Genomic DNA, 13230 nt, shown 5'->3' with positions numbered 1-13230 from the left:
GGGCGAGGTGCTGGCCTATATCAAGGAGCGGCAGGACCAGCTTCCTCGACCGAAGGTCAAGACCAACAGCGAGAAGACCGGCTACAAGCCGCGGGGTTCCAAACCGGGACGCAAGACTGATGTGATGTCCGATCCGGCCATCGCCGCCAAACGTGAGCGGGCACTGGCTCGCCTCGCCGCCGCGGAGTGACATTTCTGCTTTGCAGGCTAGCGGACATTTCAATCTGGCAGCCACATAGTTAGCCGGCTAATCCTCTTGACCCTTGGAACAGGGTCGGCGCCGTAAAAGCGTGAACGTGCCACCGGCGTTAACTCCTCGTTGAGCATACTTCCCTCACAGTAGCTGAGGTCTCGGGGAGGTGGTGAGATGCGGGTGTTGCTGATTGAGGATGACATCTCTGTCACTCAGAGCATTGAGCTTATGCTCCAGCGCCTCAACGTCCAGATCTCCGTGGCCGATCTGGGCGAGCACGGCATCGATCTCGGCCGGCTCCCCGACTACGACATCATCCTGCTCGATCTCAACCTCCCGGACATGTCAGGCTATGAGGTCCTGCGCCAGCTGCGGCTTGCCAAGGTGAGCACGCCCGTCCTGATCCTCTCAGGCCTAGACGGTATCCAGAACAAGGTCAGAGGCCTCGGCTATGGCGCCGATGATTACCTCACCAAGCCGTTTCACAAGGACGAACTCATCGCCCGCATGCAGGCCATCATCCGCCGCTCGTCCGATCAGACCGAAGCGGTGCTCCAATGCGGCGATCTGACGGTCAAACCTCAGGCTCAACAGGCTGAGATCGCAGGACGTCGGGTGAACCTGACCGGCACGGAATACAAGATCCTGGCGTTTCTGGCTCAGCGCCAGGGCAGCACGCTCACCAAAGAGATGCTCCTCAATCATCTGTATAGCGGTATGGATGAACCTGAGATCAAGATTATCGACGTGTTCATCTGCAAGCTGCGCAAGAAGCTCGCGGAGGCTTCAGGCGGCAGGAACTACATCGAGACCGTCTGGGGCCGCGGCTACATGCTGCGCGAGCCACAGCTCGTCAAGTTGGCAAGCTAAGTCTCAGGGCCACGATTGCATCCCACATCCTCTGCTCCGCGTTCTGTCGGCGGATTGCAGGTTTTCTGGTTTCGATTGCCCTTGTGAAGCCAGTCCCCTCGCCCCAATCTGTGGCAGCATCGCCACCTGTCGAAATGAGGACGCCCTAACTGAAGCCTCTTCCAAGCTCCAGTCAGGGCGCATGCGATGCCGGTTGCAACACCGCGCTGCTATCCTACCCTTCTCCCGAAGTGCGTCAACAACAGGCGAAACAGAGGCAGCGCAGCGGCGGCCGAACCTTAGATTTCCTGGGAGGGAACATGAGATCGGTTCTGATAGTGCTCTGCAAATATGGCCACTGAAGTAGTGAGAAAAGCGTGTGAGAGCGCTTCCCATGCAATCGTGGCAGGCCCTTGTTGTGTCGCTTTCCCTTCTCGCTCGAAGCCCTTAGTTAACCATGAAAGTGCATGTTTTCTCGTGTGGACGCAGGGCTGGGCGGGCGTCCTCTGACCTGGAGACGGTTGCTCATGACGGAGAAATCTTTCACCGACGCGATCGAGGAGAAGTTGGCACCGATCGCCCCAACTGTGAGGGCCATCGAGTTCGGAGGAGACCTGCCCTACCTGCGTGAACTGCAGACGCTCCTCAGGCAGCACTTGGCAGGCCTTGTCCTGTTCGAGCGGGATACCGGCCTGGATGCCGCCACCGCCGATCTGTACGCGGCGGCTGCCGCCGTTGTGCAGGCCACCACAACAGCCTCCCAGCCGCTCGCCCGAAAACGCCGTCTGCTCAACGAGGCTCAAACCCGCTTTCAGGCGCGCATTGCGACAGCGCGCCCGAACGGAGGACGAGCCTGCCCGGCTTGGCGAGAGAATGAACTCTTCCTGGTAGCCTGATCCAAGCCTGGGTCCCGCATCAGCAACGCTGTGTGTCGGAACCCAGTCCCTGCCCTTCTCCCGCAGGAGTTGCTCGTCTGGTTGCCTGACGAGCAATCCGTCGCAAATCTCGTGCTGACCCAAGATCCTGTGAACTCATGCTTGTATGGCTATTGAGGAAACAACTCTCTGGATCAATTCTGAGAGGCAAGCACTTTGCTCATCGACTGACCGCAAGGTTAATAGCCCATCAGGAGGGTCTCACGCATGGCGAAATCTGCAACCAAAGCCACAGCCAGGAAAGCCCCGGCCCGTAAAGCCGCAGCAAACAAGACGGCTAAAGCGACGGGAACTGCCCGCACAGCAGCCAAGAAGCCCACGAAGACAGCGGCTAAGACGGCTGCCAAGACCACTGCAAAGGCAGCCAAGAAGTCTGCGAAAGCGGCTGCCAGCACCAACGGTATCCTGACCCTGCGCCACATCGCGGAGACGCTTTCCACAGTGCACGAACTCCCGAAGYGTCAGGCGAATGAGATGCTCACCCAAGTGATCGAGATCATCGCCAAGAGCCTGAAGAAGGGCGACAAGATCCGCCTGACGGGTCTTGGCATTCTGCAGGTCCGCAAGCGCGCTGCGCGCATGGGGCGCAACCCGCAGACCGGCGAACCGGTGAAGATCAAAGCCTCGAAGAAGATCGCCTTCCGCGCTGCTAAGGACCTCAAGGAATCGATCTAACCGAGTACGACAGGTAAGGTGACAGACGGCACGCCCGCCTCGCCAGACCTCTGGCGGGGCAGGCGTGTCATTGCATGCTCCTACTCAGGAGAGATACTGAGCGAAGTATTTGTTCATCTCGAACATGCTGATTTTGTCCTTGCCGCCAAACACCGCCTGGAGCTTTTCGTCAGCCAAGATCTCGCGTTTGTTCTCAGGGTTCTGCAGATTGTTGGCCTTGATGTATTCCCACACCTTGCTCACAACTTCCGTGCGCGGCAGCGGGGACGATCCGACCACAGCAGCCAACTCGGGCGAGGGCTGCAACGGCTTCCTCAATGCCGGGTTCGCCTTCGTGGTTGCCGTTGTACCAGCTTTGGCTGTTTTTGATGCTGCTATTGTCAAACTCCATTGTTCCGTCCCTCGACCCTGTGTGAGGGCAAGATGTCGTGACTATGGCGATCAAAGAACTAACAGCCTCTTGACTTGGAGCGTTCTCATCAAGGTTCGACGGCAGCCGGACAGGGCTGAGCCTGGAAGATCTGCTTTCTGTCCGGCCGATCACTGCGTTGGCTAGGTGCCTGCCGAGGACTTCTTGCGCGAGAAGGACCGTCTGCGGCCTTTGCTGCTTTCACCGTTGCCGCGGTCCTCGCCCGACGAACCGCCCAAGGCGCTGGTTACGACCTCCCCTGCGGCTCCGATGGCCGCCRCTGCGACCTCCAGCGGAGCAGCGACGATCTCAGCGCCAAGGCTTCCTGCGGCCGACACGGCGTCCCTGCCCTGCTGCAGGCCGCTGCCCTGCTCCTGCTCGCTACCTTGTGGCTTCTCCAGAACGTTCGCGACCGCCCTGAGAGCTTCCGCCATTACCGCGCGTGCTTGTGGGGAAATGAGCGTTGTCTCAAGACTCGAGAGCCATGCCATCGGGTTCAGCAGACTGCTTTGAGACCGTGAGCGGGACGCGGAGCGGGCCCGCGTCGTGGAACGTGATTGCGATGCCCCGGAGGTCGAACGTGCTGCCGTGCGCGATCCTGCGGAGGAACGGGACTTTGCGGGAACCGCCTGGGACTTCGTCGCGGACCGGGAGCCTGCCATCCCCTTGGGCTGTGCAGGCTTGGGCGCGCCAGCTTCCTTCTTCGTGGCAGACCGGGAGACGGACTTGGAGGCCGACTTCGTCGGCGCCTTCCGGCTCCTGCTGGGTTGTGAAGGTCCGTCCTTCTGTTTCGTAGCCATGATCATTCCTTAGTTTGCTGAGGCCGCAAGCCGGCCGTGCCGAGGAACAGTGATCCTCAATCATAACAATGAAAACGTGGCTGTTCGGTTCGTACACACCGTCTCAAACTGGGCCGACGAGGGAGACTATCTGGGTGTCTACTGTTGGTCGCCATTAGGGCGCTGCTCCTCATCGAGCATTTATGTGCCCGCTTTCCGGCAACATGCCGAGATGATCAAGCGCGAGGGACTGCCGCTCGGACTCCTCGACTGGATGGCGGGAACGATCCCGAAAGGTCGGGCCCTTCCGGTCGTTAACCGAGCGAACACGTCGCAGTTGTGAGGGTTGCCACGACACTCCCTCGAGCGGTGGCTGCATGGTAGACGGCTGTGCCGCAGTGCCGGCGGCGGATCGCAGGTGGCGACAGCAGAAGGTGTAAAGTGGATTACGTGACGTTTGTAGAGGCCTTAAGGAAGCGGCAGGTGCTTCAGGAGATGGGATCGGCGGGCCGCCCCAAGGCTTTGAATGAGATCTATCGACGCTTGGATTGGGCGATCCCCAATTACGATTTCGGGTCGCAGTTTTATTCCCCGGGGAGAAAGACGGGCCCTGCCTTGGATTTCTCCCGCATGTTTCTTCAATGGATGGCGGAGCGGCCAGTTCGGTTGCCGTTTCCCGAAGTCGTATTCCTGCTTGAAGGCCCCAGGCATCACTTCGCAGTGCGAGCGCAGGAGGAGGACGATGGCTACTTCGTTCTGCTGACATTTGCTCGTAGGAAAGACGGTGGGCCGATCGTTCGCTGGCCCGTTGCAATCCGGTTCCGCCGGCACCCCACGAGCGACAGTCTTGGCAGCTACGCCCCTGACATTGCACTGGCAATTGAGGAAGGCGCGGAAGGGGTCGGCGGCGACGTTACGATGAAATGGGCGCGGGGCATGATCTTCGACACGATGATTTGCTCTTTTGCGTTGGTCGCTGCGAAGCCAGATGGTGAATTTCTCGCAGCCACAGAAGCGGAGACGATCTCTCTCGAGTCAGCCAATAGAGGACGGGTATCGGCGGGACTGAACCCTCTCCCGGCGACGAAGGTTCTCACGGTCCGCTTCAACGCGCTCGACAAGCTCGTGTGGCGGAAGCGGGAAGGCTCCCACAGCCCGAAGGCTCCTCACATCCGCCGCGGTCACGAGCGTCGCTATCCAGACGGAAAGGTCCTCTGGATTGAGGCGACATCGGTCAAGGGTGGCGCGGCTCCGAAACCATTCACGGTCGATGTGGAACTCTAGTCATGGACTACGTGACGTTCGTTGAAGCCCTACGGAAGCGGCAGGTCCTTCAAGGCATGGGTGACGGATTCCCCAAGCCGTTGGCAGACTTCTATCGGCGGCAGGACTAGGCGATCCCAAGTTACGATTTCGGTGACGGGTTGGTTGCGGGCCGGGACGCGAACGAGGCATCTCGCCGGAAGCTCACGGACGCATTTACGCGCTGGGTTGCGGAAGGACGGATGCGGCTGCCATTCCCCGATTGCGTTTTCATTCATGAGTTGACCCACCATCCCGAGGTCCACCGTCCCGAGGTGACGGAACTCGTGACGAGGGCGACGGAACAGGATGACGGCTCAATCGTCCTGCTTAATTTCGGTCGTCGCCGCGGAAACTCGTTCATATACCGCTCCCTGTTTCTGCTCCGAGTCGAGACTCAGCAGGAAGGCACAGGCGCGGCCGAGATGGTGACGCGGGTCCGCGTGGAGGAAGGGGCCGATTGCGATCAGGCTTACCGCGATGCATGGTCAGGCATGATCTCTCTGCACGTCATGCTGTCCGCGTTCATGCTCACGTCCGTCCCTCCCGACGATGAGGCCTTCACCGTCACGACACAGGAAACGTCCGCGCTCCAAGTCGGCTAACCGAGGGCGTGTTTCGGCCGGGTTGGTCCCTCTCCTGGCGACAAGCGTCATCAAACTGCGCCTGAATGAGATCGACAGGATTGTCTGGCAACGGGGCGAAGGTTCCCATAGCCCCAAGTCTCCTCACCTCCGGCGCGGGCACGAGAGGCGATACAAAAATGGGAAAGTCGTCTGGATCGACGCAATGTCCATTAAAGGCGGGACCACTCCAACACCTCGCAAGGTCATCGTAGAGCTCTAGCGGCTCGAGTTCCCGGCTGGATGGATGTTGGTGCGGATGGCCCCGAGGGGGACGATCCCTCTGTTCGCCTCCCCTCCGGGGCGGACCTGCTTTTGGGTAGTTGGGTAAGAAAGGAGAAACCACATATAGTCTGACGACGTACGCCCAAGTCCTTTGCCCCGAGGATCGCATCCGGCTCGACCGGAAAAGACTGTGTCGATCAGTCGTGTCTCGGATGGTGGCGGCGTGAAGCCCAAAACCATCGGCGATGCCGTTGTGGTCCTTCAGTCCTGGCGCTTGGGCGACCTCACCTTCGATCTAACGAAGATTACCTCCTATAACGGCGTCCTGCAMTTGACGTCGCCGTAGCAGGACCATTCCCGCGACAGCCGTGTTCAAGGAAACGAACCGATCCAAATGTAAGGGTTGCAGAGGCCCTTCAGATTGGTTGCTGCCCCTCCCCCTTTATCCGACCGGGCCGGAGACCTCAGAACATTGCCGCGTCACTGCGGATGGGTTTGAGCTCTGGGTGGCCCAGCCACGCGCAGAGCTCGCCGAAGTTCGCGAAGGCACGTTCGATGTCCGTGAACGGTGCCGGCCAATACGCCGCGGGAAGCTCCTCGAGCAGTTCGGCCGTCCAGACCGCTGGTTTGCGTGATGCGCTCCGCACCACGCTGGCGACGATGGCGTCATCCAGGAGGAGGTCGAGCTGCCGGGAGTCAATTGGATCTGGCGGTCAGTCATGGGCTTTCCTGACCGCCTGCGGCATGGGCCTCGATCCACTGACGAGCCTTCGTCAGCACGGTTTCCTGATCCGCGGCAAGGATGATGCTCGGCCGCTCCCGGGGAGGCGTCATCACAGCCATCCACTCGAGCGCGGTTTGTTGGAGATGAACCGTGTAACCGTGGATCTCGATCACCTGCGGGATAAAGGCCTCGTGGCCTGGAGGATGCAGATCGGTCATTCCGTCTCAATCGTCTCAAAAGGTGACTCACGACGAGCGCTCTTGAGCTACCTCCTGGCGTCCGGTGTCAATCCTGACAAGGACAGACGGATCGGGCGAAGCCATCCTGTGGGTCCGCCTTGTTGCGTGGCTATTCCTAAAACCGCCTCTTCGCAGCCGATGCCCCAACGCCATACTTTTCGGGTTCCTCCTCAATCTCCGTGAGGCCGATGGCCAGGCCGTCCACGATCGGCGCAAGCAGCTTCCCGCTCATGAAGCCCATGCCCTTGGCGATGCCTTCCTTCCAGGACGGGCCGCGCTTCCAGGCTTCGGCGTAGGCTTCCGCCAGTTCCGAATGGCGCCGCGTCTTGATCAGGGCGTCCATCAGGATCTCGGCCTGTTTCACATCCTTGTCCCGCTTCAGGATGCCGTTGCCGTCGGCCTGGCGCCGCGAGGCCACGATCAGCTTGTGAACGGCATAACGCTCCGGGGCCGGAACGGTAACGGCAATCCCGCTGCGGTGGAGCATCACCGAGCGGACCGGATCGGTCAGGAGGAAGTCCAGGAAGCGAAGCGGTTGGGCGTAGGCACCCCCGAGCGCGGGCATGGGTGCAGGTTTCCCATCATGATCGGCAGATCCCATATTAGGGGTCAGGAACTCGATCCGGTAGCGGTCCTTGTTCTCGAACGCGAAGGATCTGCGTGCGTCCGTCTGGCTAGGGATCTCACGGAAGGTGGGATCGAGCTTGCGGAGAATGTCGAGCATCGGGGGAAGTGTGTCCGCGACGGCGGCCGAGATCGCATGGGACTGGGCGAAATCGGCATCGCCGGTCTGCAAGGCGGAGCCACCCAGCCTGACCCCAAGCAATCCGGCATAACACTGGAAGGCCACGGTCCCGACGAGAACGCCCCGGAGCCGGAACATGCCGGCCGCCGCCAGAGCGTCGACCACATCCCCGGTGAAGCGGTCGGGCGCAGGAAGGCCCGCCTCACGGACGAGCGTCGAAACGAGCTTGCGACGGGCCTTCTGATCGTCCTTGATGCGCTCGAACTCCTGCACCCGCTGGGTGATCTCGGAGTCGGCAACAGGACCGACATAGATCTGCTTGCGGCCATCCGCCGTGGATCCCTTGTGATACCAGTAGTCCCGCTCCTTGACCCTCATCTTGAAGAAGGCTCCCTCCACGGAAAAGGTGCCGTCCACCTTCTCGATCCGGAAGTCCCGAACGAATTGGGCGTCCATGCAACGCTGGCCGAGTTCTGCGAACATCGTCCGGTAAACGAGGTCGATTTCCCGCATGACACCCTCCGCTATAGACAATTTGTGGTTTGCCTATAGATAAGCTGTTATAGACATTTCGCAATATGTCTATAACGCTTTGCCACCGACAGGCTTGGCTGGCCGAGGCTCCCGCAGCAGTTCGAAGATGGGCCCGGTCAGCTCCTTTCCGGACGGCAGCTCCGCCAACTCTTTAACGCCTCCTGTTGACCAGTCGCGCATGAGCTCGTACGCCGCGCCTTGCGTGGCTCCGCGCCGATCGGCAGCGCTCAAGATCATCACCTCACGGCGGGCAGGCTGCTGGCTGGGTCGAAGCGCTGAACCAGCGTTTCCCATCCACGCTTCCGCGGCGAGCACGTAGCAGTCTGCTTCCAGCAGACGCAGCTTGAGCCGGAGATCGTCATAAATCGTCTCGCGGTCGTCCGCATCGTCGTCCGGGCACGACATCACGACGACGCCAACCGGCACAACAGCGAAGAGGCGAGGCACCCACACCTGGTGTGGACGAGCCGTCGCGTAGAAGGAGCGAACCTCTGCGGTCATGATCCTCATGAGATCGGCCATTGACGATAGGCTGGCGGTATTAAAGCTCGTATCCAACATCGCAATTCCCTTTCGTTCTGGGACCCACATTCCTCCGAAGCCTGATGACAGATCGCTTGAGATGCGACTGCCCCTAACAGTCAGTTGTCGAACCAAAACACAATGCGTTCAACGCCACATGTCTTCAGCTCCTGAAGCTCGTCGAAAAAGTCCTCTCCAAGCAGTTCGCGAACTGCCATCACTCCAACCTCCTCAGCCATAACTGCGCTCCCCCGATACTTGGAATGAACTGCCATCGCGGCACGGCGCTCTTCCACGGTGACGATGCGGTCGTAATCGTAGTCAAGGAGTTCTGATATGCTCAGCCAAGAGACTGAATGTGCGTCATCACACCTCCTGAAACCCGCCGCCACACCATCGCTGGTGTCATCCGGCAAATCGCGTGGCTGTGCAATTGGCGGAACTCCCTCATCGTTTCTAACGTCAGCCAAAAAGGCGAAGATCCTGTAATCGCGATGCCGGATCAGGTGCTTACCGCGCATCATTCGCCACCTTCCCCTGATTTTGCGCTCCGCGTAGCAATGGATGTCGCACCCCATGTCGGCACCTCCAGAATGTCCGCTTCTGAAGGGTACGCACCGTTTGTTTCGGATGACAATGGCCTTTCGTGTCCACGCGAGAGTTCGCGTGCGCGCATGTCCGGGCATGTAGGACAGAAGGAGCTCCGCTCTTGAAGCCGAAGCATCGGCTGTGGAAGACGCGCGGTGATGCTCGCGTCGGCCTCAGGGATTGCACCTGTCATCAATTCTCCGCATCCAACCTCCTCGCGTTCCGGCCGGCTCAACATCAGGGCTTGCCATCGCCATTTCCTGAGACCTCTAATTGAGAACGTGCTTATCCCCGGAAGGATCTACCTGATGCCAAATCTCGTCGACAACGTCATCACCATCACTGGTCCTGAAGCCGACATCGCACACTTCCTCGACCACTGTTTTGCAGTTGACGAGGAGGGGGATGACCCTGCGTTCGACTTCGATTGCATCATCCCGTTGCCGAGTGAAGACGAATGCGCAGGCCCATATTGGGGCACGCGCAAGAATGCCCTGGAAACCGCCTTCATGGACCAGCAGCCTGATTGCCTGCTCCTGTGGATCAGTACCGCCAATAACATTCCCGAGCCTGTCTATCGCAGGCTCGGAGAGCTTTATCCCGCACTCTATTTCTTCGTGATGGCAATCGAGCCGAGCAACGGCTGGGCGGTGACAATGCACGTGAGCGGTGAGCACTCTCGCGTGGACGGCGCCGACTTTTGCGCCGTCTATGAGTTGATCCACGGTGAACCGCTACCCGGCCTCGCGACTGATGAGGGCTCCGAGTGGTGAACAGAGGGAGCTGACATGGCATATCCGGCTTGTCTGAGACGCGCACCTGGCGCTCCCCTCACCTGTTCCTATGTCCAGCTGGTCCATCTCAATTCTTGAATCCGACGCTCATGATGCTGGTGAGCTTGCATTGTGTCGTGAGCCGTATTCACGAGACGCACGAGCATGGTTATCGTCAAAGCCTGACCGACCTGTCTCGCGCGAGAAGTGCGCTATGCTGCGTAGACCGGTCTCGCCAGACGTTTCCTCGCCGAGCCGGGGATTTATAGGTACGGCTCGGCCTGCGCTCTCGAAGTTTCGCTGAGGGCACGACGTCCCCAGTCCGGCAGCTCATCACTCACGACGAGATCCCATGCCTCCGGGTCGGCCAGGTAGCTCTCCTGCTCATCCCCGACCTTCCACCAGTGCCTTTCTCCCCCGTCGATCCATTCATTTCCGCCGCATGGCAGGACCTGCGCAACAAGGATCTCCATCCTCTGCCAGTCGGCGATCCAGCGGATTTCATCTTCGTCATAGGGATAAGGGAGCCCGGCGTGCGCCCTCTCACAAAGGACAAGCCGCGGAGGCTTACAACCGAGGGACATCCCAATCGATGGCCCCACGAGCGATAAGGCTGAAAAGGAACCGCCGGGTCAATCTCCCCTCCCTGGACGCCGCAGATCAGACTGACGCCCTTCCGGCTGCCCATTGGGCCAGAGAGACAAGAGACGGTGAGAACTCCAGCTTCCTGGCAGCATTCAACTAGGCTTCGCGGGAGTTCACAGAGCGCAGCGCATCAACCCAGGCATAGATATGAGTGCCGCATGTGCGCACATCGATGACTCTCCGACGGTCCGATGCTAGCAGGAGCTTCAGCTCATCACTCCATTCCAGCTGGTCCCAGGAGATTTCAAGCAGCGTGCATGTGTTGGCATATGGCGCTCATCTCCCATTTGATGCTGACCCCGGTTAGGCTCGCCGGCAGGTGAGCAATCTGGAAGTCCGGCACGTCGGCTGTCAGGCGGGACTTGAGGGCGACAAAGAATTTCATGTGATCATCACTGTGGGGGTTGCAGCGCTGAGAAAGTGACTACAGGCTTGATGTCAGCACATGGAGGACCTGATGTCGTTACGCACATTCCTTGATCTCTCAACAGCGCATCTCACGTACGTCGACGTCGAGCTCATCGAGGCAGAAGCAGTGCCTATGACATGCATGACATACGACTATGGATGGATCATCTCCACCGCTTCCCTGATAGATGCAGTTGAGCGAGAGCAACGCGTAGCTCAGCTCCGCGAAATTGGATTCTCGGAGGAATTTATCGCGCTGGCTGTCCACGCGGGGAAGATGGGATCTTGGCTGCTTCGGTTCGATTCGAGTGAAGAGATCAATCCCATGTTGCCCGTAGGGGGATATGGCATGCTCGACTATTATGATGAGATCGTACTCGACCAGTTCGGACATGGAACCGATAAGGATCTGGGATCCGGACGATACCTGGTTTGCAGTGAGGTGCAGTTTCCTTTCATCCATGAGGCGCAACGCCCGAGACACTGCGCTGAGCGGATGTTTGGCTGGAACAACAGCAAGAACCACTTGGCGGACATTCGGTGGGTGCTCGACCTCGCCACCATGGAACTGGTCCTGCTCCAGATCTATGACGATCGAGCCATCACCTGGAGCGATGCATCTCCTACCCAGCGTCAGGTGGTATCCGATTGCCTTCAGCAGCTTCGCTCATCTTTTCCGGTAATCAGCTTCTACGGCGAACTCCGCCGATGTGACGAAGTCCCTGACTGGACGCGTCAGACAACCTGAACCCGACGTCTCGGCTTGGCGTCATGCGAGATGAAGCGGTGCCCTCCTGGGCCAGGGTCGTTCTAACAGCTCACGATGCCAAGCAGGATAGCGCGTCAACAAACCACGCAAGGGCTTAGTCATGACAAACCATGTTGGATCCACCTTGACTGTTTCCGGCTCCGCACGAGAGTTGGCACGCTTCCGGGCGAGCTGCTTTAGCCCGAATCCTGATTGCCCTGGAGAGGTGCGTTTTGATTTCGAAAGGATCACGCCATCCCATCCGGCATTACTGGCGATTGAGGCGCTCTCCGATCATGACCAGCGCGCCGCGGAACTCTTGCTCCAACGTGCCGGCATCAATGTGTCGAAGGAATCTGTAGGCCCTCGGTTCTCCAGCGTTGACCAGCTCAAGTGTATGACGCCCGAGGGCCTCCGGGACATTCTCCTCTTGCAGACACGGGATGACCTCAATCCTTCCTGTGTGGAGGCCGCCCTGCTTATTCTTGAGTTTGTGAGCGCCACGGAATGTTACAATCCGGCCGGTTGGGCGATGAAGAATTGGGGTGCAAGGGGCAATGTGATCTACACCGAGATCGTTGAGGGCTGGGCAGAGGAACTGGAGGTCAGATTCGATACGGAATGGAGTGCGCCCCGGCCTATCTTCCGGAAGTTAGGCCTCATGTTCCCCGAACTCGATTTCCAGACCGCTTCACTGGATCCCGATGGGGACTGGGCGCTGGAAGGATCCATCAAAGGTTCCGCCTCCAAATTCTGGAACTCCGATTTCGCAAGCGTCTACGAGCTCGTTTATGGCGAGACCATGGACGAGGCGGACAAAGATGATTTCGAGGATGAGGAATGAATGCAGAGCCTGGCTCCCTACCGCCCCAGGTCCACAGGCTTCATCCACAGCAGCAGTTTGTCACTGCTTGAGGTGATGTTGCTCCAGGAGCCAAGTGAATCCTCTACAGATTGCATCGACGGTAGGCCTCGGACCAAGCACTCGCCCATGAGCTGCCACTGGTCCCGGCCCGTGATCCACTGCACGGTACGCTCCCCGATCTCTCCGCGCACGTACCGCCGTACCAGCTTGTCCTCGGTCGGCACCCTCGGTCCGGCCGCGAGGGCATCTGCGAGAAAGTCCCGCTCGCTAGCGAGATCCGGGCGGACTGGACGCATGCGGTCTGCGGGGGCGCAACGTCGTGGGGCGCTTCCACTCGACTCAGGCGACGGCAAGCACCCTTCCTCGTCGTCCCGAGCGAGGAAGGCACTCTTCCACATCAGCTTGCGCATACTCTGGATCAGTTCGGCGAAGTCAGCGGCTTTGTCCAT

General features: G+C 59.5%; 19 protein-coding genes and 1 pseudogene. 11 read left to right on the top strand and 9 right to left on the bottom strand.

The features are described from left to right. From ACXJKO_RS11085 to ACXJKO_RS11070, 4 genes and pseudogenes are all read left to right on the top strand, one after another. Positions 1-190: pseudogene (locus ACXJKO_RS11085) on the top strand (ISNCY family transposase); the annotation flags it as partial. Positions 191-367: 177 nt separating this feature from the next. After that, a complete protein-coding gene (gene ctrA, locus ACXJKO_RS11080) occupies positions 368-1063 on the top strand; it encodes a response regulator transcription factor CtrA (protein ID WP_457091145.1) in 696 nt (231 codons plus the stop codon). A gap of 506 nt (positions 1064-1569) precedes the next feature. Further along, complete coding sequence (locus ACXJKO_RS11075; protein ID WP_457091144.1) at positions 1570-1938, top strand: hypothetical protein; 369 nt, start codon at positions 1570-1572, stop codon at positions 1936-1938. Positions 1939-2184: 246 nt separating this feature from the next. Continuing rightward, a complete protein-coding gene (locus ACXJKO_RS11070; RefSeq protein WP_457091143.1) occupies positions 2185-2652 on the top strand; it encodes an HU family DNA-binding protein in 468 nt (155 codons plus the stop codon). A gap of 84 nt (positions 2653-2736) precedes the next feature. Here ACXJKO_RS11070 and ACXJKO_RS11065 read toward each other — a convergent pair whose 3' ends face one another. Together ACXJKO_RS11065 and ACXJKO_RS11060 are read right to left on the bottom strand one after the other, a co-directional pair. Beyond that, complete coding sequence (locus tag ACXJKO_RS11065) at positions 2737-3030, bottom strand: SWIB/MDM2 domain-containing protein (protein WP_457091147.1); 294 nt, start codon at positions 3028-3030, stop codon at positions 2737-2739. Positions 3031-3204: 174 nt separating this feature from the next. Continuing rightward, a complete protein-coding gene (locus ACXJKO_RS11060) occupies positions 3205-3495 on the bottom strand; it encodes a hypothetical protein (RefSeq protein WP_457091142.1) in 291 nt (96 codons plus the stop codon). A gap of 112 nt (positions 3496-3607) precedes the next feature. Here ACXJKO_RS11060 and ACXJKO_RS11055 point away from each other — a divergent pair, with 112 nt between their 5' ends. The 4 genes from ACXJKO_RS11055 (at position 3608) to ACXJKO_RS11040 (ending at position 6336) form a co-directional block, all read left to right on the top strand. Next, positions 3608-3874, top strand: coding sequence for a hypothetical protein (locus ACXJKO_RS11055; protein WP_457091141.1), 267 nt, complete (start codon positions 3608-3610; stop codon positions 3872-3874). Between the two features lie 407 nt (positions 3875-4281). Next, the gene (locus ACXJKO_RS11050) at positions 4282-5124 is read left to right on the top strand and encodes a hypothetical protein (protein WP_457091140.1); all 843 of its coding nucleotides are present in this window, start codon (positions 4282-4284) and stop codon (positions 5122-5124) included. A gap of 221 nt (positions 5125-5345) precedes the next feature. Next, the gene (locus ACXJKO_RS11045) at positions 5346-5747 is read left to right on the top strand and encodes a hypothetical protein (protein ID WP_457091139.1); all 402 of its coding nucleotides are present in this window, start codon (positions 5346-5348) and stop codon (positions 5745-5747) included. Between the two features lie 433 nt (positions 5748-6180). Beyond that, entirely contained in the window at positions 6181-6336 is a 156-nt protein-coding gene (locus ACXJKO_RS11040; protein ID WP_457091138.1) for a hypothetical protein, read from the top strand. Between the two features lie 371 nt (positions 6337-6707). Here the strand turns inward: ACXJKO_RS11040 and ACXJKO_RS11035 are convergent, their stop codons facing one another. The 4 genes from ACXJKO_RS11035 to ACXJKO_RS11020 form a co-directional block, all read right to left on the bottom strand. Continuing rightward, complete coding sequence (locus tag ACXJKO_RS11035) at positions 6708-6932, bottom strand: hypothetical protein (protein WP_457091137.1); 225 nt, start codon at positions 6930-6932, stop codon at positions 6708-6710. A gap of 136 nt (positions 6933-7068) precedes the next feature. Further along, the gene (locus ACXJKO_RS11030; RefSeq protein ID WP_457091136.1) at positions 7069-8211 is read right to left on the bottom strand and encodes a nucleotidyltransferase family protein; all 1143 of its coding nucleotides are present in this window, start codon (positions 8209-8211) and stop codon (positions 7069-7071) included. A 69-nt stretch (positions 8212-8280) separates the two neighbouring features. Then, on the bottom strand, positions 8281-8733 hold the full coding sequence (locus tag ACXJKO_RS11025) for a hypothetical protein (protein ID WP_457091135.1): 453 nt from the start codon (positions 8731-8733) through the stop codon (positions 8281-8283). Between the two features lie 140 nt (positions 8734-8873). Next, positions 8874-9278: a hypothetical protein gene (locus ACXJKO_RS11020; protein ID WP_457091134.1), complete on the bottom strand. Its 405-nt coding sequence runs from the start codon at positions 9276-9278 to the stop codon at positions 8874-8876. A 372-nt stretch (positions 9279-9650) separates the two neighbouring features. Here ACXJKO_RS11020 and ACXJKO_RS11015 point away from each other — a divergent pair, with 372 nt between their 5' ends. Next, complete coding sequence (locus ACXJKO_RS11015) at positions 9651-10115, top strand: hypothetical protein (RefSeq protein WP_457091133.1); 465 nt, start codon at positions 9651-9653, stop codon at positions 10113-10115. Between the two features lie 263 nt (positions 10116-10378). Here the strand turns inward: ACXJKO_RS11015 and ACXJKO_RS11010 are convergent, their stop codons facing one another. Continuing rightward, complete coding sequence (locus tag ACXJKO_RS11010) at positions 10379-10588, bottom strand: hypothetical protein (protein ID WP_457091132.1); 210 nt, start codon at positions 10586-10588, stop codon at positions 10379-10381. 416 nt (positions 10589-11004) lie between these two features. Further along, complete coding sequence (locus tag ACXJKO_RS11005; protein WP_457091131.1) at positions 11005-11145, bottom strand: hypothetical protein; 141 nt, start codon at positions 11143-11145, stop codon at positions 11005-11007. 72 nt (positions 11146-11217) lie between these two features. Between ACXJKO_RS11005 and ACXJKO_RS11000 the strand changes: the two genes are divergently transcribed. After that, positions 11218-11916 carry a DUF5983 family protein gene (locus ACXJKO_RS11000; RefSeq protein WP_457091130.1) on the top strand — a complete coding sequence of 233 codons (699 nt, stop codon included), beginning with the start codon at positions 11218-11220 and terminating at the stop codon, positions 11914-11916. Positions 11917-12061: 145 nt separating this feature from the next. Then, the gene (locus ACXJKO_RS10995) at positions 12062-12760 is read left to right on the top strand and encodes a DUF1281 family ferredoxin-like fold protein (protein WP_457091129.1); all 699 of its coding nucleotides are present in this window, start codon (positions 12062-12064) and stop codon (positions 12758-12760) included. 17 nt (positions 12761-12777) lie between these two features. Here ACXJKO_RS10995 and ACXJKO_RS10990 read toward each other — a convergent pair whose 3' ends face one another. After that, on the bottom strand, positions 12778-13230 hold the full coding sequence (locus ACXJKO_RS10990; RefSeq protein WP_457091128.1) for a hypothetical protein: 453 nt from the start codon (positions 13228-13230) through the stop codon (positions 12778-12780).

The sequence above is a fragment of the Microvirga sp. P5_D2 genome (genome assembly GCF_054049475.1).
Note: the sequence above shows the minus strand (reverse complement) of the source record. Positions and strands in the feature narration are given on the sequence as shown.